At 55.9% G+C, this 19815-nt stretch carries 17 protein-coding genes, 4 pseudogenes and 1 other annotated feature; of the genes and pseudogenes, 10 read left to right on the forward strand and 11 right to left on the reverse strand.

The genetic code is table 11. The features are described from left to right. Positions 1–23: 23 nt before the first annotated feature. Positions 24–1250 (forward strand): aminotransferase class III-fold pyridoxal phosphate-dependent enzyme, encoded by a 1227-nt coding sequence (locus tag AC4ANK_RS14460; RefSeq protein ID WP_002553765.1) that lies wholly within the window; start codon positions 24–26, stop codon positions 1248–1250. On the opposite strand, the gene AC4ANK_RS14465 is transcribed toward AC4ANK_RS14460, so the two are convergent. The 3 genes from AC4ANK_RS14465 to AC4ANK_RS14475 form a co-directional block, all read right to left on the reverse strand. After that, positions 1223–2116, reverse strand: coding sequence for a LysR substrate-binding domain-containing protein (locus AC4ANK_RS14465; protein WP_002553766.1), 894 nt, complete (start codon positions 2114–2116; stop codon positions 1223–1225). The genes AC4ANK_RS14460 and AC4ANK_RS14465 overlap by 28 nt on opposite strands. A gap of 79 nt (positions 2117–2195) precedes the next feature. Then, entirely contained in the window at positions 2196–3269 is a 1074-nt protein-coding gene (locus AC4ANK_RS14470; protein ID WP_002553767.1) for an NAD-dependent epimerase/dehydratase family protein, read from the reverse strand. Positions 3270–3415: 146 nt separating this feature from the next. Beyond that, positions 3416–4483, reverse strand: coding sequence for an AraC family transcriptional regulator (locus tag AC4ANK_RS14475; protein ID WP_002553768.1), 1068 nt, complete (start codon positions 4481–4483; stop codon positions 3416–3418). 264 nt (positions 4484–4747) lie between these two features. Between AC4ANK_RS14475 and AC4ANK_RS14480 the strand changes: the two genes are divergently transcribed. From AC4ANK_RS14480 to AC4ANK_RS14490, 3 genes are all read left to right on the forward strand, one after another. Continuing rightward, on the forward strand, positions 4748–6118 hold the full coding sequence (locus AC4ANK_RS14480) for a flavin-containing monooxygenase (RefSeq protein ID WP_002553769.1): 1371 nt from the start codon (positions 4748–4750) through the stop codon (positions 6116–6118). Continuing rightward, positions 6115–6963 carry an SDR family oxidoreductase gene (locus AC4ANK_RS14485; protein ID WP_002553770.1) on the forward strand — a complete coding sequence of 283 codons (849 nt, stop codon included), beginning with the start codon at positions 6115–6117 and terminating at the stop codon, positions 6961–6963. The genes AC4ANK_RS14480 and AC4ANK_RS14485 overlap by 4 nt, the downstream gene beginning before the upstream one ends. Positions 6964–7043: 80 nt before the next feature. Beyond that, positions 7044–7952, forward strand: coding sequence for a zinc-dependent alcohol dehydrogenase family protein (locus tag AC4ANK_RS14490; RefSeq protein ID WP_031598698.1), 909 nt, complete (start codon positions 7044–7046; stop codon positions 7950–7952). A gap of 124 nt (positions 7953–8076) precedes the next feature. On the opposite strand, the gene AC4ANK_RS14495 is transcribed toward AC4ANK_RS14490, so the two are convergent. Continuing rightward, entirely contained in the window at positions 8077–8421 is a 345-nt protein-coding gene (locus tag AC4ANK_RS14495) for a hypothetical protein (RefSeq protein ID WP_460414698.1), read from the reverse strand. Between the two features lie 147 nt (positions 8422–8568). On the opposite strand from AC4ANK_RS14495, the pseudogene AC4ANK_RS14500 reads away from it, so the two are divergent. Next, positions 8569–8763, forward strand: a pseudogene (locus AC4ANK_RS14500) (DNA mismatch repair protein MutT); the annotation flags it as partial. 160 nt (positions 8764–8923) lie between these two features. Here the strand turns inward: AC4ANK_RS14500 and istB are convergent. Next, on the reverse strand, positions 8924–9727 hold the full coding sequence (gene istB / locus AC4ANK_RS14505; RefSeq protein WP_031598096.1) for an IS21-like element ISPsy20 family helper ATPase IstB: 804 nt from the start codon (positions 9725–9727) through the stop codon (positions 8924–8926). Continuing rightward, a complete protein-coding gene (gene istA / locus AC4ANK_RS14510; protein ID WP_122302115.1) occupies positions 9720–11219 on the reverse strand; it encodes an IS21-like element ISPsy20 family transposase in 1500 nt (499 codons plus the stop codon). Before istA (AC4ANK_RS14510) ends, istB begins: the two co-directional genes overlap by 8 nt. Before the next feature lie 196 nt (positions 11220–11415). On the opposite strand from istA (AC4ANK_RS14510), the gene AC4ANK_RS14515 reads away from it, so the two are divergent. Further along, the gene (locus AC4ANK_RS14515; protein WP_460414690.1) at positions 11416–11598 is read left to right on the forward strand and encodes a nuclear transport factor 2 family protein; all 183 of its coding nucleotides are present in this window, start codon (positions 11416–11418) and stop codon (positions 11596–11598) included. A 352-nt stretch (positions 11599–11950) separates the two neighbouring features. Here AC4ANK_RS14515 and AC4ANK_RS14520 read toward each other — a convergent pair. Then, positions 11951–12313, reverse strand: a pseudogene (locus AC4ANK_RS14520) (site-specific integrase); the annotation flags it as partial. 615 nt (positions 12314–12928) lie between these two features. Between AC4ANK_RS14520 and AC4ANK_RS14525 the strand changes: the two are divergent. The 3 genes and pseudogenes from AC4ANK_RS14525 (at position 12929) to AC4ANK_RS14535 (ending at position 15747) form a co-directional block, all read left to right on the forward strand. Then, positions 12929–13219 carry a hypothetical protein gene (locus tag AC4ANK_RS14525; protein ID WP_031597969.1) on the forward strand — a complete coding sequence of 97 codons (291 nt, stop codon included), beginning with the start codon at positions 12929–12931 and terminating at the stop codon, positions 13217–13219. 402 nt (positions 13220–13621) lie between these two features. Beyond that, positions 13622–14473: pseudogene (istA, locus tag AC4ANK_RS14530) on the forward strand (IS21-like element ISPsy4 family transposase); the annotation flags it as partial. 51 nt (positions 14474–14524) lie between these two features. Continuing rightward, a protein-coding gene (locus AC4ANK_RS14535) for an IS3-like element IS51 family transposase (protein WP_095178853.1) occupies positions 14525–15747 on the forward strand; the annotation gives its coding sequence in 2 pieces (ribosomal slippage) (positions 14525–14810 and positions 14810–15747; 1224 coding nt in all). Further along, positions 14803–14919 (forward strand) — a sequence feature (AL1L pseudoknot). (Overlaps the previous gene by 117 nt.) Before the next feature lie 26 nt (positions 15748–15773). On the opposite strand, the pseudogene AC4ANK_RS14540 reads toward AC4ANK_RS14535, so the two are convergent. The 4 genes and pseudogenes from AC4ANK_RS14540 to AC4ANK_RS14555 form a co-directional block, all read right to left on the reverse strand. Further along, positions 15774–16295: pseudogene (locus tag AC4ANK_RS14540) on the reverse strand (IS5 family transposase); the annotation flags it as partial. 402 nt (positions 16296–16697) lie between these two features. Further along, positions 16698–17927, reverse strand: coding sequence for an IS91 family transposase (locus AC4ANK_RS14545; protein WP_460382827.1), 1230 nt, complete (start codon positions 17925–17927; stop codon positions 16698–16700). Beyond that, entirely contained in the window at positions 17908–18189 is a 282-nt protein-coding gene (locus AC4ANK_RS14550; protein ID WP_460384945.1) for a hypothetical protein, read from the reverse strand. Before AC4ANK_RS14550 ends, AC4ANK_RS14545 begins: the two co-directional genes overlap by 20 nt. A gap of 29 nt (positions 18190–18218) precedes the next feature. Then, positions 18219–18674 carry a hypothetical protein gene (locus AC4ANK_RS14555; RefSeq protein WP_489980874.1) on the reverse strand — a complete coding sequence of 152 codons (456 nt, stop codon included), beginning with the start codon at positions 18672–18674 and terminating at the stop codon, positions 18219–18221. A gap of 89 nt (positions 18675–18763) precedes the next feature. Here AC4ANK_RS14555 and AC4ANK_RS14560 point away from each other — a divergent pair, with 89 nt between their 5' ends. Next, entirely contained in the window at positions 18764–19744 is a 981-nt protein-coding gene (locus AC4ANK_RS14560) for an IS5 family transposase (protein WP_044424202.1), read from the forward strand. Positions 19745–19815: the final 71 nt, after the last annotated feature.

Below are 19815 nucleotides of genomic sequence, written 5' to 3' on the forward strand. Positions count from 1 at the left end.
CCTCCCATTTCCTGAGAATAAAGATGAAACATTTGATCGGTGGAATTTCCAGCGGCGGCCGCGCTTTGCCCGAAATCGACGGCCAGGCTTTCAATGTCGCACGCTCCAATGGGCCATGGCTGTGGGACAGCAAGGGGGTGCGCTACGTGGATACCGCAATGGGTTTTGGTGCAACCATGCTGGGCCATGCTCAGGTGGAGGTCATGGAAGCGGCCAGTGCAGCAATGCTCAACGGCCCGATGCCTTCCTTTGCCCACGCGGACGAGGAGGCCGCTGCTGCCGCATTGGCGACATTCACCGGCGATCTCAGCCAGGTGATCTTCCTCAACACCGGCAGCGAAGCCGTGCACCTGGCCTGCCGCACCGCGCGCGTGGCAACGGGTCGCCAGCGCATTGTAAAGTTCGCTGCCGGCTATGACGGCTGGTACGACTCGGTAGCCTTTGGCAATGCGGGGCAGGCCTCGGCCTTGATGAGCGGCACAACCCGGCCTGAACGTGATGGCATGCTGCTGTTGCGCTACAACGATTTTGAGGATGCCGAACAACTGTTTCGCGATTACAGCGACATCGCAGCCCTGGTGGTGGAACCCGTGTTGGCCAACGCAGGCTGCATCGAGCCTGCGCCGGGCTATTTAAAGCACCTCAGCGATCTGGCTCACCGCAATGGCGCACTGGTTATCCTGGATGAAGTGTTGATGGGGTTGCGCCTGTGTCCAGGGCTGACCGGCACGCTGCTGGGTGCCGAGCCTGATCTGGCCACGGTCGGCAAGGCGATCGGCAGTGGTATTCCGGTCGCCGCTCTGGTTGGCAAACCCGAATACATGCGTCTTTTCGAGCAGGGAAAAATCGTACGCGCCGGCACCTACAGTGGAGCGCCGCCAGCGTGCGCTGCAGTACTGGCGACCCTCAAGCAACTGGCGACCGCCAACTATGCCGCACTGCTGACACGCGGTGACCAGCTGCGCGCCCAAGTGGTCGCAGCCTTTGCCAGCAAAGGCATGGCCGTTAGCAGTACGGGTTACGGGTCAGTGTTCACGTTATGGCCCTCGGCGACGCCACCCAGAACCTACGCCGATGCGGCGCATGTGGCTGACAGCGCGTGGACACTCTCGCTGCACAAAGCGCTGCGCCGTGAACGGGTCATGAGCATGCCGTTTGCCTTTGGCCGAACTTATCTGACCTTTGCGCATCAGGAAAAAGCGCTGCAAGCGGTGCTTGAAGGTTACAAGGCTGCCATCGCTTCGCTTTGAGACTCGCTTTCAGAACGGCTTTCGGCCTGAAAGCAATCACGGACGAAATGCGCCAGGCGGCGGGTGTTCAACAGGGCATGTTCGGGCACCAGCAGCTCCAGTTCGATGCTTGGCAGCCGGGGCAACTGCTCGGATTTCAGGATGCGCCAGCCAGATGGAACAACTGAAGCGGGCAATACCGTCACCGAGGTGCCCAGCCGAACCGAATGCATGACGCCCGGCAGATGAGATGAAGAACTGACCATCCGCCAGGGCGTCCCCAACAGATCCAGCGCCTCAATGATCTGCGGACGCGCCCGGCAGCTTTCGGTAAATAACGACAACGGCAAAACCTTCTGTTGCTCGGGAAAATGCCCCGGCGCTGCGCACCACAACATCGGTTCGCACCTAAGTAACTCACCCTGCACCTTGGTGCCGGAGCGGGTGATGATCGCCAGGTCGATGCTACCTTCGGTAATCATGGACTCGAGGCGAGAAGAAAAATCACAGATGATTTCTACCTGTAAATGCGGATAGCGCAGGGTGAACGCCTGCATGAGCTCGCAGCCCAGCGACTCAAGATAGTCATCCGGCATGCCTATACGAACGCGAGTGGCTTCCTGCCCGCAATCGAGCGCGGCAAGCGCCTCGTCTTCGAGCATCTGGATACGCCTGGCGTAGCCGATCAGCCGTTCACCATGCTCCGTCAGCGTAACGCCACGGCGTGACCGCTCCAACAGCTTGCGCCCGACCCGGGATTCCAGCCGGCCCAGCATCAGGCTGACAGCTGCCTGGGTCTTGCCGATACGCTCACCGGCAGTGGTGAACCCGCCGCAATCGATGACAGCAACAAAAGCAGCTAGGCAATCGGTATCGAGATGGCGCATGGGGAGACCTCGGGTGAAACCTGATAAGCGAGGTCTATGCACGTTCCATTCCGTTACGGGAAGTGAAGCAACTTGAATGTCACGACCGAAGCTTCTCATTCGCCTGGCTGTTGAGCTGACGCTGCATATCCCAGCAACGGTAATGATCTGTCAGCGTTTCCGTGATGGATCGATATTTGATGCCCAGATCATTCAGGCTGCGCTGGTTATCCACCACAAAGCGAATGCCGAGGTGCTTGCACAGATAATCCTGAGTGAGCCCGAAGAAGGGACCAATCAACCTGACAATAGCGTCGGGAATGCGGTAACGCGGCAATAACCAGGGGCATCGATGCAAACGGCGCACAATGCCAGCTATCTCCACGAAAGAAATCATATGTTGTTCAGCAAGGATATAGCGCCCCTGAGCGTCAACCTTGTTCGCTGCGATGATATGAGCTGCCGCTACATCCCTGACGTCCACGGTAGTCAGACTCAGGTCGGGCATGCCATAGAAGAAGTAACCGCGGAACATCTCATCCAGAAGAAACAGGCTTCCGGAGTCCGAGGCCGGCGTAAGAGAAGGGCCGAGGATCATGCCCGGATTGATAGTGACCAGGCTCCAGCGAGTCTGCTTCTCGCAGATCCGCCATGCTTCTTTTTCGGCCTCGACCTTGGCGTAGTGATAGGGGTTGGTTTCAAGCGTGCTGCTGGTATTGAAATAGTCTTCGGTAAGGGTCTTGTTCTTCATGTGCAAAACGTCAATGTAATCGCCAAAGATTGCCCCGACGGTGGAGGTCATGACGACACGAAGGACGCTGGGCGTTTTATCGACACTGCTCAGAACGTTCCGGGTGCCCAGCAGTGCAGGCTCAAGCATTTCCCGGAGGCCGTCCTTTATTTTTTCAGGCAGCAGAAAGGGCGACGCCACATGATGGACGACCGTGCAGTCGTGCATGGGCGCATCAAACGCGCCGTCTACAAGAAGATCTGCTTCGAACAGGTAAAGTTTGCCTGGATGTTGCTTTTGCAACGTCAGCAGAGGAAGCACTTTTGCCCTGTTGGTGAGGTTGCGCACGGTGGTATTGACGACATTGCCGCTGGCAAGCAGTTGCTGAATCAAGTGGCAGGCCACAAAACCGCCACCCCCGGTAACAAGCACTCGTTCTGTCATCACGGCCCATCTCTTGTTTGATTATTTATGGAGAGCAGAGAGCTACGATAAACAACCGGTCACAGAACGCAGGGGTTGAGCGGACAAAAAAGGGGGCGGCAGCGGACGTTTGATGATCACGTATGTTCTTGCGAGTACGCAAAAACTCAGGAGGTTGACAGGCCCTGGATGTCTTTTCGAAATTGTTGAATTTCGTATCTGGCTTCGCGGGGCGTTACCCCGGTCCAGCGTTTGAACGCCCGACGGAAATCACGAATATCGCTGAAGCCGGTTTCAGTCGCCACGTCGATCAATTTCGTTTCACGGTGACTCAGGAGTGACAATGCCCGGGCCCTGCGTAGCGAGTCGATGACGCCCTGATAGGACTGTCCCGCCTCGTCAAGACGACGCCTTAAGGTGCGTTCGCCGATATTGAGCTGTTGCGCAAGGTCATTGAGTGACGGCGGAGCGCAGAGACGCTTGCGTATTTCCCGTTGAACGGTTTCGACAAGATCTGACGTGCCTTTATCTTCCCAGTTTGCACTGTCCAGCAACTCTGCCACTTCTGCAGCCACGAAGTCATCGCGCGTCAACAATGGAATGTCCAGCCACAGGGCATCGAATTCGATCAGATTGTGAGCACCGGCAAATACCACCGGGCAGCGGAATATTTCGCTGTATCGTTGCCGGTGCGCAGGCTCTGGATATTCAAGCTCGATGCGGCTGGGGAGCATGTCATGATGCCCAGTCAGATGCCGCGCAATGGCCATCGCGCTGGCGAATGCCTCTTCCAGATAAAAACTGATCACGTCAGGGTCAAAGAACTGCGGCACCATGTAGGTCAGGCAGCGACCTTCATGAAGCGCCATTCGATGGCGGAGCAGGGCACCGGCATGCTTCTGGTAACGAATGGCCAGGTCCAGCGCCTCACCCAGCGTGGGACTGGCCTGCATACCCAGCCCGACAATGCCCCATGACACTGCTGTCTGGCGCTCGCCGACCGACAGACCCAAGCCGTCATCACCCAGCACCGTGATTGTTCGGCGTACCAGCAGGTTGCTTTGCCGATGCGACAGAAGATAGCCGGGCTTTTTCAGGTCATCAGGGGCAAAACCCAGGCCACGGCATAGCCACTCGGCATCGACGCCACGTTCGGTCGCGTACTGCAGGAGCATGCGCGATACCTGCGGCGGAGCCGAGGCTTCAGAGAACAGTGGGTCAGCAATGAGCTTCATGTTGATCCGGACCTTTTACAGACAGGTTTTATTGTTTTATCGAATCACAGCATGCCTGAAAAAACAGCCGAAACACCCCTCGAATCGTTAAATTAATCATTGATCCGACCCGCCAGCCGAACAAGTCCGTTACCACCCCCTTTTACGTCCATTGGCCCCCTGCATGCTCCGCGCCTCCTTGGCTAACTTAGGGTTCTCGCTGTTGAACCCGAGGAATACAAAGTGAGCCACGAGAACAACAAGATCCACGATTGCGCCGACGCGGTGTGCATTATCGGAAGCGGCCCGGGCGGGCTGTGTATGGCGAGGGCGCTCAAGCGTCAGGGCCTCGATTACGAGCAGTTCGAGCGACACGGCGAAGTGGGAGGTGTATGGGATATCAATAACCCCGGAACCCCGATGTACCAATCGGCGCACTTTATCTCCTCTCGCGATCAGTCAGGGTTTATCGACTATCCCATGCCCGCGCACTTTCCCGATTACCCGAGCAATCGACAGATTTTCGAGTACGTTCGCTCTTTTGCGGTGGCGTTCGATCTGTACGACAGGATCCGTTTCAACACCGCAGTCAAAGACGTTGAAAAAGAACAGGATGGACGCTGGCTAGTCACGCTGGCCAGCGGTGAACGACGCCGCTATCGCGCGGTAGTGTGTGCCACCGGCTGTAACTGGGACCCTAACATGCCTGAAGTGAAAGGTCAGTTTGAGGGCACCGTTCGGCACTCGGTAACGTACAAGAACGCCGACGAATTCAAGGGCAAGCGGGTGATGGTCATCGGTGCGGGTAACTCCGGTGCCGATATTGCCTGCGATGCGGCCAAACATGCCGATAAAGCCTTTATCAGCATGCGTCGCGGCTACCACCTCATTCCCAAGCACCTGTTCGGGATGCCGGTTGACGAGTTCGGTGAAAAGGGACCGCAACTGCCGATGTGGCTGGCGCGCCCGGTTTTCCAGACCATTTTACGGGTCATAAATGGTGATACCCGGCGCTTTGGCTTGCCCAGGCCGGACCACAAGCTCTTTGAGAGCCACCCGTTGCTCAATACCCAGTTGCTGCACTACCTGCAGCACGGCGATATTCAGGTAAAGCCGGACGTGTCCCACTACGAGGGTCAGCACGTGGTGTTCAAAGACGGCACGCGTGAGCCACTCGATCTGGTGCTGTATGCCACCGGGTATAAATGGAGCTGCCCCTATGCCGCGAAGTATTTCGAGTGGCAGGGCGGTCGGCCCCGGTTGTACCTGTCTATTTTCAGTCGTGAGCATCACAACCTGTTCGGCATCGGGTACGTCGAGACGAACTCGAGCGCCTATAAGCTGTTTGATAGCGAGGCGCATGCTGTCGCTTGTTACTTGCGTGACCAATTGCATCAGAAAACCCAGGCCAGTCATTTCGATCAGTTGATTGCTACGGACGACCCGGATCTTTCCGGGGGAATCAAGTTCGTCAAATCCCAACGCCACGAGGTCTACCTGGAGGCGCATGCGCTCAAGAAATACCTGCGCAAGCTGTTTCACAGCCAAGGCTGGCCTGCGGTCGAAGAGGGTTATTACAAAAGCCTGCGTAAAGGCACTGGCTATATTCCTGCGCCAATGCAACAGAAGGTCGCCATTCAGGAGACGTGCTTATGAAAACGGTGGTCCTGATTACCGGCGCGGCCGGCGGCATTGGCCAGGCGATCTGCGCCCAGCTGATCCGCAGGGGCATGCAACTGATACTGGCAGACATCGACGAAAAGCAGCTGCGCGTGCTGGCGGAAAGCCTTGGCGAAGATGCTTTTCCCTATGTAGTTGATCTGACCGACCAGGAAAGCCTGGCAGGCTTGATGACCTACATAGAGTCAGAGTTTGGCCGACTTGACGTGTTGATCAACAATGCAGCCATTGCAGTAGTCGAAGCGTTTGATACACGCTCGGTGGAAAGCATCAGTCGAGAGCTCAACATCAATCTCGTCGCACCGCTGATCCTGACTCGTCTGGCCATTCCATTGCTCAAGCGCTCGAACGACGCCCGGGTCATATCCACTGTTTCATTGGGGGGCGTATTTCCCACGCCCGAATCACCGATCTACTGCGCCAGCAAGTTCGGCCTGCGCGGCGCAATGCTCTCGATCGGTCTGGATCTGGCCGAGAAGGGCATCAAGGTCGGCTCCATCCTGCCAACCGCGACAGACACCCAAATGCTGCGCAAGGAAGCGATCGAAGGCGGCAACGCTTTACAGTTCATTGCACCGCCACAATCGCCGGACGACGTCGCACGTCAGGTGTTACTCATGCTCGACAAACCGTGCCTGGAACGGACACCGAAACCGAGCGAATCCTTGGCATCCAGTCTGGCTATGCTGTTCCCCAACCTGTTGCCGCGCACCACCCGGTTGCTGCAAAAGCGCGGTGAGAAAGGCATGAAGAAGTACATCGAGTCGCTCGGCGAGCGCGGTCTGGCGCATCGGGTGGAGGGGATTTGGCGTTTGAAGTAGCAGCCGTCTGCGCTGCGGACAACACAGAGCGTTTCAGGGCTAAGGGCTTGCGGACATCGTTCGTCCAGGGGCGATGACAGTTGATCGAGCCAGACGGACCGGGGCAAGCCATTGTGGCGCCTCGTCTGGTGAGTCTCATCAGTCGTGATGTTCAGATCCTTCATGGCGTTTACGGTGCCAGACAGGAGCCGGAGCGCATTCCGGTTTCCGAAGGTGTGGGCGAGGTCATCGCTGTAGGCGAGGGCGTCAGTCAGGTCAAAGTGGGTGACCGGGTTATCTGCGGTCACTTCCCGGACTGGCTGGAAGGCCCATTCAGAATCGATGTGTTTGCCCATGACGTCGGCGTAACCCACGACGGCTGGCTGGCGGACAAAGACGTTGCCGCGCTCGCATCTGCGGGCCTGACAGTCTGGAACGCGCTGATGGAGGTGTGCAAAGTCAAGCCGGGCGAGCTGGTCCTTTGTCTCGGAACCGGCGGGGTGGCGCTGGCCGCTTTGAAGCTCGCCAGGCTCCACGGCGCGCGCGTGGCAATTACCTCGTCAAGTGACGAAAAACTGGACATCGCCCGCCAGCTGGGCGCGGACATTACCATCAATTACCGAACACACCCTGACTGGGCTGCGCAAGTCATGGCGCTCACCAATAACACCGGTGCGGACGTCATCCTAGAAACCGGAGGCCAGGACACCCTGGGGCAATCAATCGCTGCCGCTGCCGTCAACGGACGTATCGCGGTCATTGGCGTGACCCCGGAGAAGCACTCTCCGATTCCAGATTACCTGTCCCTCATCCTGAAAAATGTAACCATCAGGGGCATTGCCAATGGTAGCCGCGCGATGTTTGTCGACCTCATACGCGCAATCGAGGCAAATGGGGTTGAAACCGTTGTTGCCAGGACGTTCAAATTCGCTGATGCCCCCCAAGCCTACGCTTATTTTGCTGCGGCAAAGCATATAGGAAACGTATTGATCGAGTTTGAGCGCAACTGAGGGCAGGGCACAGGATCATCCGGAAAATGGCAAAAGGCTTACACTATCTGGAGTGGATCCACTCTGTACGGCGCCACGGCGAAGGAGCAATCTACACCCATCAACTGCAAGCGCAGGAAGCGCTTCACAGGTCACGGATGATCACCATTGCCGGGATGGCTACCGACAGGATGTCGGAATGGTATTGATGGAAAAAACAACCCGCTTCGGCGGGTTTTTTATGCGCGCAAGTAATGGGCGCGCCTGCAAACGTAATCGGCGCTGGCGGCAACGGTTTTACGGATGACGTGAAGGTGAAGGGCCTATGCAGACGCATACCCAAAGGCGGAAAAGGTGTCGTGTCGGGCGGGTGATCGCAAGGCGGCGCTGACCGTCGATTGGCGGTGGTCGTCATTGGCGGGCTATCGGCATCGACCGTACTAAGCCTGTTGGTAGTGCCCGTTATTTTACTTATATCGATGATGGCCACGAGACACTAAAAAGATGGTTTCGCAGACCTCGATAAAACAGTCCTCGATAAAACAGTGTAATCCGCTATGCCCGTTTTCACGAGCATTCGCAAAGCTGCTCCCGCCTCACTACAATCCCGGCAGACAAAGCAATCCAAAGGTGTACATTGGAATTCACACGGGACAAATTCAACGGGATCATTGTCGAACCAGCTTCACTGCCAAATGACCCGCAAGCGTTGCGTGACGCTGTCGACGCGCTGGTTACCCTCATCGAAAACGAGCGCCTGGCGCTGGCATGGGTCACACTGCCTATAAGCAGTGCCCAGAGCATTCCGATCTTCACGGCTGCCGGGTTCTCTGTTGGCGCTGATTGAAAACTGACCCACCCTGCCGATTGAAAATTGACCCAGGACGGATTGCTGATTTTTGCCCCAGCAATTGTGGATAAGCTTAGCAGCAGTGTTCCGATTGAAGACGCATCAAGCCCCACCGCATGCAGCAGGGCATTTATGGTGCGGATCAAAATGGCTCATCGTCCTCGATATCATTTCCGTCCTTTCGCTTTCGTTCGCGTGTTTTGATCTTTGTCTGGGCAGCCAATGTGCTGTGTTGTAGGCGGTAGGACTCGTTGCCCGTTTCGACGATGTGGCAGTGGTGTGTCAGCCGATCCAGCAACGCGGTGGTCATCTTGGCGTCGCCAAACACACTCGACCATTCCGAGAAGCTCAGGTTGGTGGTGATGACCACGCTGGTGTGTTCGTACAGTTTGGACAGCAGGTGAAATAACAGGGCGCCACCGCTTTGGCTGAAGGGCAAATATCCGAGTTCATCCAGTATCACCAGGTCTGTGCGCAGCAGTGCCTGGGCGATTCGCCCTGCCTTGCCATCGTACTTCTCACGCTCCAGCAGATTCACCAGATCCACCGTGGAAAAGAAGCGCACGCGTTTGTTGTAGGCCGTGATTCCGGATACAGCCAAGGCACTGGCCAGGTGTGTTTTCCCGGTGCCAGGGCCGCCGATGAACACGACATTCTGCGCGGTTTCAGTGAACGCCAAGCTGGATAGATCGCTGACCAGCCGGGCATCAGCGCTGGAAGCGCTGAAGTCAAAGCCAGCTAAGTCACGGTGCATGGGGAGTTTTGCCATGTTCATCTGATGATTCACCGAGCGCACCGCGCGATCCGCATGTTCCTGCTGAAGCAGATGTTCCAGCAGCCATTTCGATGAAGCCGTCGACGCTGTTCCTTGAGAGACCAGTTCTTCCCAAGCACTGGCCATGCCGTGCAGGCGCAGTTCTTTGAGTTCAGTCATTAGGTCACGCATTGCGATTCTCCTCATCGGTCGTACGGAGCCGGTCGTAGCGTGCTGTATTGGCAACCGGCGCCACTTTGAGTTGCAGGCTGGTTTCTACACAGGGAGGTGGTGCGGTGGAGGTCAGGCGGGCAACGACATTGAGGATGTGATCGGCGCTCAGACTTCCCGATTCAAGTACCAGCTCCACCGCCACCAGCACTGGTTCGAGACCGGCGATGGGCACAGCAGCCAGTACCTGCATCATGATTCGATCACCGTTGGTGTGACGCCTCAGTCCGCGTTTAAGAAGCTGTAACGGTTTTGGCAGATCAGCAAATGGAGCGCCATTGCGCAGTGCACCAGGCTTGCGTTCGATGAGTGGGATGTAGTGCTGCCAGTCAAAACCGATCTGATCTCGATCAAAGAGGCGCTCGTGACTGGCGATCACCGTTTCGTCGGCAATGACCACGATTCGCGAAGGGTACAAACGGCTGCTGACCCATTGACCCACACGCTCGCAAGGCACCGAATAACGATTGCGCGCCACGCTGATCAGGCAGGTGCTAGAGACACGGACGGTGCGTTCCACGTAGCCATCAAAGGCCGTCGGCATTGGCATCATTTCAGCCTGCTCCAGCTCCAGGACTTCTGCCACCGTCAAACCGTTGTACTGCGGATGTACAAGTTCAGCCCAGAGCGTACGACAGCGTTGGCCGAGCCAGACGTTCAGCTCCTCGAAGGTATGGAACATGCAATTTTGAGCATCGAGCCAGATTCGCCTCCGGCTGTCTTGCACGTTCTTTTCGACGATGCCTTTCTCCCAGCCAGAGGCCACGTTGCAGAAGTCCGGATCGAACAGATAGTGCGCGCACATCACGGAAAACCGGGCATTGACCGTGCGGCCTTTGCCTTTGTTAACCTTGTCGACAGCCGTTTTCATGTTGTCGTAGATGCCGCGACGTGGCACGCCACCCAACGCTCCAAACGAACGTGTATGGGCATCAAACAGCATCTCGTGGCCTTGACTGGGGTACGCAACCAACCAGAACGCGCGACTTGCGCACAGCTTCATATGGGAGACCTGGATACGTCGAAACAGGCCACCGATCAGCAGGCCTTCTTCGCTCCAGTCAAACTGAAAGGCCTCACCGAGGGCAAAAGTCAGCGGTACAAAAGCGCGTACAGACTTGCCTTGCTCGCACCGCCAAGAGCGGACAAACGCCGTGAGCTGGCTGTAACCGCCGTCATAACCCTCGGCCTTGATCTGCTCAAAAAGTGCCTTGGCGCTCCTACGGTTGTGTTTTGGCCGGAACGAATCAGCCTTGAGCGCCTGCTCTAAGGTCTCGTGAAAAGGGTTGAGCTTATTGAAGGATGCGCACCGTTGGTACGCTGGTTGATTGGCTTCGGGCGCTCTGACCCATTTTCGGATGGTGTTTCTCGACAGCCCGGTACGCTTGGCTATCTGATGCAGCGAGAGCTTGTCGCGGAAGTACATCCGCCGGATTTTTCCCAACATTTCCATGCTGATCACCCTGTGTTCTCCTGCTCAAAAAGTGAGCAGAAGCAGTTGAACACCTGGGTCAGTTTTCAGTCGGCAGAACAGCCTCTACTGGGTCAGTTTTCGGTCAGCGGCAACAGTTTACCAAGACCTCGACAGCACACTGAAAGATTTTTTCGGTCAGTTTAGTCCGCTATTTTCGTCTTGGAACACCGAGGCGCTGGACTATTACGGCGATGACAAGAACCATGTTTTTGTATTTGGCGAATATCACGGCGTCACCAAAGAGGGAAAGAAAGTAGACATCCGTTTCATTCATATTTGGACGGTGAGAGACGGCAAACTCGCCGCGCTCCAGCAGGTTGCTGACAGCTATGTTTTGCAGCACGCGCTTAGAAATTGAGCGAATGTCTGTCACAAGCAAACTGAGGTTAACGTGTTGATGATTTTAGAACCCGCGTGCGGCCGGTTTCAAACCGCGCAACTCATTACGCTATAGCGATATCCCAATTGCTTAATCACCTAAACCGTCGGACCTTGCCGGACTCGGTTTTTAGGCTGCGGCTTCGACTCAGATCGCAAGAGTCGTCCCGTTTCACCGAAATATTGGAAGTGGGCGTCACCTACACGTGCTGCCGCTTCCACCTCAACGACCGGATCCGGGGATGCTTTCCTCACTACTCAACTTTCGGCTCCGCACTCCGGACAGGCCTCTGCGGCAGTGCCGCCTCGTGCAATTGGTCATCAACGGATGATCGAACAACAGCATTATCAAAAACGGCCTGGAGGAGGGCGCGCACCTGGCGGTCTGATAACCCCGAACGCCCGGTGAGGGTAGTAATCAGCGGTGTTTTTTCGCCTCTCTGCGGTAACCCGGGTAATCCCAAGAAGGTACGGTAACGCGTCAAGTACTGCTCGATATATTCGTCCCTGACAGCAATCTTGCCGACTTTGTCACCTTTACCCACTACGTGAAACCACCAATTACCTTCGGGATCCTGTCTAAAATCCCCCATTGAAGGTCGCCAGCTGGATCGTCCAACGATATCGGAAACCCGCAAGTACATCGCAAACAGCGTCGCTAATAGAGACAGAGTGCGCTCATGACGTTCAGGTTCAAATCAATTCCTCAAAAAGCCCTGGAGCACTTGTTCTGTAAGAGGTTCGAGGTGGTCGACAATGTATCCCCTGAAATATGATTCCACTGATTTCTCCTTAGGCGTGGAGCTGTTCCGTTTAGACGTGGATTTTTAAAATCTATACAGATCAATGACTTATGGATTTATGAATCGGAGAGGTTTCCACTCATATCGTCAAAAAGCTGCGTCGAACTGGGATGCCTAGTGAACTAGAGCCCAATAGAATCAAGGGGTTGGGAAGATAAAGAAGGGCTTTCCACTCAAATCGCGATTGGCGCAAATGGAGACCATGGCGCGTGGATCTTAGGTTGCTGGTAGCAGTTACAAATAGATATAATTTAACATAATATACATTATGCGTACCTACACATGCATCCTTGGTGAGCCCTGGCCACCAGATTTGAAGCCGAGAACTGACTCCTGTGTATTTCAAGAACGTGAAAATCGAAGCCCCTCACACTTCAGTGTCCGACCCATGTGCAGCGTAAACTTCAACAATGACGGACCGAGACATTGCGCCTGGCTCACGTACCCAAGTCAGCACTCGAATTCAAAACGTTTTGCGGTAAAGTGTCCGCCCGACGGTACCAACGCCTGCTAAACCTGAAATCAAGGACTGATATTGCCTGCATAAGCTCACCAGCATGGGCTGTAGATCCCGCGACCCTGCCAATGGTCGTGCAGATGCAAAAAGCTGCAAATGCAGCGACATGCGAGTCATATAAAGGCGATACATCGCCGCTGGGCAAGGCTGTTAACAAACAGTGCCGGAATCGAGCCAAAGCTGAGTTTGAAGACAGGCAAGACGAAAACCCGCTAAGGGACTGCATCAAACCAGGCAACGTTATAGACGATGATGTGCGAAAGTGTATGAAAGGAATGTAACAGCACTGCCAAAACCAACCCTGTAGCCTGATGACCTGATGACCTGATAGGTGATAAATATGACAGTTCCGAGGTTTGGAACAGCAACCCTCGCCCATTTATACTTATGCAACAAGCCATATCCTATATAACTCAACTAAACACACACAGATAAGATCACCTATTGTACTAAGATGACCGTGGGCTAGTAGCGCTGGGGGCTAAAGCCGCGAGGGATGGTTAGTATATGTACTAAGACGCTGCACTACAAGCCATCCCTCCACAGCCCGTCAGATCATTCGATCTCCTTCAGAATTTTCCTAATTGCAGGCACGTAACTGTCACCGCCACTGTAAAAATGACCCCCTAACGCCAACCTAGAATTGACCCCCTGGGTAAAACTGGCGGCTTTGAGCTGCCAATATGTTGACCCAGGAGCAGTCTGTGGAAATTAAAGTATTGGCCCGTCAGGGCCATGGCATCAAATTCATCGCCCGTGAGCTGGGTATTTCGCGTAACACCGTGCGCAAGTACCTGCGAAAGGCCCGGTCGCTACCCAGTGACAAGGTGAGACCCGCACGTCCGTGCAAAATCGACCCCTTCAAGGACTACCTGCATGAGCGTATTGAGGCAGCGCGCCCGCACTGGATTCCGGCGACCGTCCTGCTGCGTGAGATCACGGCATTGGGGTACAGCGGCGGCGTCAGTCGTCTGAAGGCTTATATTCGCCCCTTCAAACGTAAGGCAGAAGAGCCGGTGGTACGTTTCGAAACTCTGCCCGGCAAGCAGATGCAGGTGGACTTCACCACCATTCGACGAGGCCGTCAGCCGCTTAAGGCGTTCGTGGCGACACTTGGTTTTAGTCGAGCAAGCTTTGTCCGTTTCTCCGAGCGAGAGGACAGCGAAGCCTGGCTGACAGGGCTTCGGGAGGCGTTCGCTTACTTTGGCGGCGTGCCCGAGCAGGCATTGTTTGATAACGCCGGAACCATCATCACCGAGCGAGACGCTTTTGGGGAGGGCCTGCACCGTTGGCATCCCCGATTGGCTGCGCTGGCCGATGAGTTTGGTTTTATTCCCAAGGTCTGCCGCCCTTACCGTGCCCAGACCAAGGGCAAGGTTGAGCGCTTCAACGGGTATCTGAAGGGCAGTTTCATTACCCCGTTGGCCGCTACGCTCAAGAGTGCGGGTCTGACGCTGGATGTGGTGACGGCCAACGCACATATCGGCCAATGGCTCGACGAAGTCGCTCATCAGCGGATTCACGGCACGACGGGTGTGAACCGCCCCGGGTTTCTCGGAGACTCCAACCTTTGAGAGGATGGAGCGATGAAAAAACTACCGAAGTATTCCCCAGAGGTCCGTGAGCGGGCCATCAGGATGGTTTTCGAACACCTTCCTGAGTACGAGTCGCAGTGGGCCACCATCAGTGCCATTGCCCCCAAGATCGGCTGCACGCCCGAGACATTACGGCTGTGGGTTCGCCAATCTGAGCGCAACAGCGGCCAGCGTGATGGGCTGAGCACAGTCGAACGTGAGCGAGTCAAGCTCTTGGAGCGTGAGAACCGTCAGTTGCGTCAAGCTAACGAGATCTTGCGTAAGGCCTCAGCCTATTTTGCCCAGGCGGAGCTCGACCGCCCATTCAAACGATGAAGACGTTTATTGATGAAAACCGCCAGTCTTACGGGGTCGAGCCGATTTGCAAGGTGTTGCCAATCGCCCCGTCGACGTACTACCGGTACGCTGCTCAGCAGGCTGACCCCAGCCAGCAGTCAGCGCGTGCGCAGCGTGACCAGGAACTGGGTGAGCACATCCAGCGAGTCTGGGATGAGCACTTCCAGGTATATGGCGTGCGCAAGGTCTGGCGACAATTGCTGCGTGACGGACTGCAAGTCGCCCGCTGTACGGTGCAACGTCTGATGGGAGAGCTGGGCCTGCAAGGCGTGGTACGCGGCAAGCCCGTCAAGACGACGGTCAGCGACCAAGCCAGGCCGTGCCCGCAGGATCATGTCAACCGTCAGTTTGTGGCTGAGTGCCCGAACGCCCTATGGGTATCGGACTTTACCTACGTCAGTACCTGGCAGGGTTTTGTTTACGTGGCCTTCATCATTGATGTCTTTGCCCGATTCATCGTCGGTTGGAAGGTGTCCAGTTCAGCGCGTACCGATTTTGTACTCGATGCACTGGAGCAAGCCCTTTACGCCCGTCGCCCAGTCAAGCAGGGTGGACTCATTCACCACAGTGACCGTGGCGTGCAGTACGTGTCCATTCGCTATACCGAGCGTCTTGTCGAAGCCGGTATTGAGCCATCGGTCGGGAGTGTCGGTGACTCTTACGACAATGCTTTGGCTGAGACCATCAATGGTCTTTACAAGGCTGAAGTGATTCATCGACGCTCTTGGCCCACACGGGGGGCGGTGGAGCTGGAAACCCTGAAATGGGTGGACTGGTTCAATCACCGCCGCCTGCTGGAGCCAATCGGTCATATTCCACCGGTCGAAGCAGAAGCAATCTATTATCAGCAACTCACCGAGTCTGCCCAGGTGGCATGACTCAAACAAAAGGGTCTCCGAGAAACCCGGGGCGGTTCAGTGTCGTAGCCCTTGTCCGCAATGATCACTTCTGCATTGGGCATCTTGGCAATCAACGAGGCCGCCTGCGAACAATCATTGGTCTGGCCTCCGGTCACGTCAAATGCAATGGGCAGCCCACAAGCGTCTACAGCCAGGTGAATCTTGCTGGTGTTACCGGCTCGGCTTTTTCCGATGGCCTGGTCCTGCGTGCTGGCAGCACCTGCACTGTGCTGATGAGCCTTTACATAACTGCCATCAATGAAAACCCACTCCATGTCAGGATCGGTCATCAGCACCTCAAGCACCTTGACCCACTTGCCTGAAGCAGACCAGGCATTGAACCGCTTGTAGACCTTGCTCCAGTTTCCAAACGCTTTCGGCAGGTCTCGCCAAGGGCAACCCACACGCATGCGGTACAGCATGCCTTCAACCGTGGTGCGCAAATCTCGCTTGTTGTAGATCGATTCGTGCAGCAAAATTTCTCGAAGCTTCGGCCAGTGCTCATCACTGAGCATTAATCGGGGCATTGCAGGCTCGTATTGGTGTTGTGTGAGAACTCCAACAATACGGGCCTGTTCTCATAGAGATCAATGGGTTACGTCGAAACGGGAACAGACCCTAGGAAATCATTGCTGTTACGGCGATGCCAGGCAGCGAAGTTAAGTCTCTGATCATAGGTACTGGCGGTCATCAAGGGGTTCATGGCCGGAGCGTCGTACAGATCAGCCAAATAGTCTGTGAAGCCCTTGATGCATAGGAATTTCAAAATGCCTATGCATGAACCTGACGCTGTGAAGGAGGCGTCATGCCTTCATAGCGATGCGTAGGAAGACGCTGATGCGTTACTTATGCAGTGAAAATCCCTATAAATCCGCATTAACACAGTTTATTTTACCGCTGAGCCTAGGTGCGGACGCACCTTCCCCCTGTCAGGGCTTCACGTACCTCATCTGCGCGATCGCCTGAGCGTTGAGGACCAGTCCCTGCACCGTCAGCCCGCTGATCGCTGCCGTGTATACCATCCGCGCGCCACACAGCACGCAGCGGAACGGATCGACGTTTAGAAAGGCTTTGGCCATCGGCGCAAAATACAGCTTTGGTACCGGTCCTGGCGTCGCCATCTTCAGTGCTTCATACACCTTCGGCAGGTATTTCCCACACACCCGATTGGCCAGAAAACCAAAATACCGGATCATCCGGAAATGCTTTTCCGGGATGTGCTGGACCACCCGGCGCAGCATGTCGGCCTGGCTCAGCGTTTCCTGCTGATAGGTCTGCGTGCGGTGATCCAGGTAGGTAAAGCTCAACGTGGCCCCGCAGGTGTAATGCGCCAGACGACTGCCCGAGATCGGCGGTTTTTTCAGGTAGCGGCCCAGGTAATTGACGGTCTTTCGGCCGTTTTCCGTCTTCTTCGACAAGTGGATGTGCCAGTGCTGGCCACCAGCGGTCAGTATCAAACGGCGCCAGTCGCTTTCACAGTGGATGTGGGCCAGCTGCGGCGGCATCGTCAGTTGCGAAAGCGGCTGTCCCAGCAGGTAATCGCGCACCAGCCACATCCAGCGCCGCCGCAGGGCCTCTTTGTGGAACGACAGATTTTTCCAGACGCCCTGCTCATCCAGGCCGCCCGCGGTCACCGACAGGTGGACGTGGGGATGCCAGTTGAGCCGCCGGCCATAGGTGTGCAGCGCACCGAAAATCCCGACGCGCAAACCGCGCCGCTTGGCGGTGTAGATCAGGTTATCGGCCGCCAGACGAAACAGCGCATCGAGCAGCCAGCGGTTGTAGAAGAACAGGGACCACAGCGTGTCGGGCAGCGTGAACACCAGATGCTGCCAGGGGCAGTCGGGCAGACGGTTGTTTTGCACGGCGATCCACTGGTCGGTGGCCTTTTTGCCGCAGGAAGGACAGGCCCGGCAATGGCAGGTGTTGCACAGGTATTTGACGTGTGGGCAATGCTCATTGCCACAGGTGTAGTGTTTGACGCCCAGTATCGAGGTGCCGCAGGCGAGCATTTTGCTGATCGACTCCACTTCGATTTGGCGCAGACCGCCGGCTTCCAGCAAATCTGCCCAGCAGCCGTTGGCCGTGAAGAGGTTTTTGAGCGGTCGAGGTTTGTAAGCAGGCGGTGCAGAGGCCACGTCAGCAGGATGGCTCCTCATCGTGGTGAATGACGGCGGTGATGGCGAATCCGCCTGGCCCTTCTCTCATCGAAACGCTTACGCAAGAAGCGTCGGGAAACCTGTCGTTCAGATACGCTGTCTGGCAGCAACTACAAAGATCGACATCACCCAAAGGATCGACATCGAAGGAAAAGTCGGTATCGGGAACGAAGGTGGTATGCCCGGCGCGTTGGAGACGGGTCTGCTTTGCCTTGGCTTTTGCCCGGCTTGCCCGTTTACGTTTTTTTGTCTCTGACGCCATGTGTAAGCCTGTGCTGAGGAGGGATCGACTCAATTTTGGCTATGATAACCGATTTCAAAATCCCACAATTTGCAGCCGCAGGCTGCCCAGTTCAGAACTGAAACGTGACGGTTGGATGAGTTGCGGCTGGCTGGAACCCACCCTAGACCAGATGGATCTAGGCCATCATCTCCAACCGTTCCGGTATAGAGGCGTGAGGCAAAAGCCTGGAAGAGGGCACGGGGATCGGAGAAGTGGTGCTGGTTGGCCTCCATGTACTCCAGCAGCAGCTTTGTGGCCTGAGTGACCGAACGCTGCCAGCTAGGACTCAGGTGGTGGTTATCCAGGAGGTAGTCAACCAGCGAGGACACCACTCCATGCTCAGTTATCAAGACAGGGATCTCGCTCTGGATTCCCGTATCGTCAACCACCACCTTCGCTACTACCTGAACCACCGCCATCCAATGCACCCACCCAAAAAGGTGCGGATGGTACAGATAGTACACATATAGGTGTCAACACTTTGATTTCTAGGGAATCTCCGAACAAGTCCCGGTTATGCGAAAATCGCCTGACCACCTGATCCGAGCCTCCCATGAGCCAGATGAGCTTTTCCGATTTCGAATATGCCAGCAAGCGCAAGCAGACACGCCGCGAACGCTTCCTCGCCGAGATGGATCAGGTCGTCCCCTGGACAGGTCTGCTGGGCCTGATCGAACCGTTCTACCCCAAGGCCGGCGGTGGCAGAAAACCTTATCCGCTGGAAACCATGCTGCGCATTCACCTGCTGCAGAACTGGTTCTCCCTGAGTGATCCGGCCATGGAAGAAGCGCTCTACGAAATCACCCCCATGCGCCAGTTTGCACGCCTGACGTTGAGTGCGCCGATACCGGAAGACACCACGATCATGAACTTCCGGCACCTGCTGGAGAAACATCAACTGGCTCCTGCAATCCTCGCGGTCATCAACGGTTATTTGCAGGAAAAAGGCCTGTCGCTGCGCCAGGGCACCATCGTCGATGCCACCATTATTCATGCCCCAAGCTCGACCAAGAACAAAGACGGCGAGCGTGATCCCGAGATGCATCAGACAAAGAAGGGTAACCAGTATTTCTTCGGTATGAAGGCCCACATCGGCGCTGACGTTGAGTCTGGACTGGTTCATCACGTCCATGGCACTGCGGCCAATGTGGCCGATGTCACTCAAGTCGCCGAACTGCTCCACGGGGAAGAAAACGCGGTCTATGCGGACGCTGGCTACACCGGTGTCGAGAAGCGTGAAGAGCACGAAAATCGTAACGTGATCTGGCAAATCGCGGCGCGGCGCAGCACGTATTCCAAGCTGAACAAACGCAGCCTGTTGTACAAAGCCAAGCGCAAGATCGAGTACTGCAAAGCGCAGACACGCGCCAAGGTCGAGCATCCGTTTCGGGTCATCAAGCGCCAGTTTGGTTACGTGAAAGTACGCTTTCGTGGGCTGATGAAAAACACGGCCCAACTGACCACGCTGTTCGCCCTGTCGAACCTGTGGATGGCTCGAAAGCGACTAATGGGTTTGGGTGAGTTGCGCGCTTAACACGGAAAACCGAGCGAAAAACGCGCTCGACTCACACTGCATCAGACCGTTTTCAGAAAAATAGCGCTATG

The organism is Pseudomonas sp. Pmew2, assembly GCF_058129885.1.

Bases quoted from the DNA above. Each gene is read 5' to 3' on its own strand.
- AC4ANK_RS14460 (WP_002553765.1), top strand. From the start codon at position 24: ATGAAACATTTGATCGGTGGAATTTCCAGCGGCGGCCGCGCTTTGCCC.
- AC4ANK_RS14465 (WP_002553766.1), bottom strand. From the start codon at position 2,116: ATGCGCCATCTCGATACCGATTGCCTAGCTGCTTTTGTTGCTGTCATC.
- AC4ANK_RS14470 (WP_002553767.1), bottom strand. From the start codon at position 3,269: ATGACAGAACGAGTGCTTGTTACCGGGGGTGGCGGTTTTGTGGCCTGC.
- AC4ANK_RS14475 (WP_002553768.1), bottom strand. From the start codon at position 4,483: ATGAAGCTCATTGCTGACCCACTGTTCTCTGAAGCCTCGGCTCCGCCG.
- AC4ANK_RS14485 (WP_002553770.1), top strand. From the start codon at position 6,115: ATGAAAACGGTGGTCCTGATTACCGGCGCGGCCGGCGGCATTGGCCAG.
- istB (WP_031598096.1), bottom strand. From the start codon at position 9,727: ATGCGTGACCTAATGACTGAACTCAAAGAACTGCGCCTGCACGGCATG.
- istA (WP_122302115.1), bottom strand. From the start codon at position 11,219: ATGGAAATGTTGGGAAAAATCCGGCGGATGTACTTCCGCGACAAGCTC.
- AC4ANK_RS14545 (WP_460382827.1), bottom strand. From the start codon at position 17,927: ATGAGGAGCCATCCTGCTGACGTGGCCTCTGCACCGCCTGCTTACAAA.
- AC4ANK_RS14550 (WP_460384945.1), bottom strand. From the start codon at position 18,189: ATGGCGTCAGAGACAAAAAAACGTAAACGGGCAAGCCGGGCAAAAGCC.
- AC4ANK_RS14560 (WP_044424202.1), top strand. From the start codon at position 18,764: ATGAGCCAGATGAGCTTTTCCGATTTCGAATATGCCAGCAAGCGCAAG.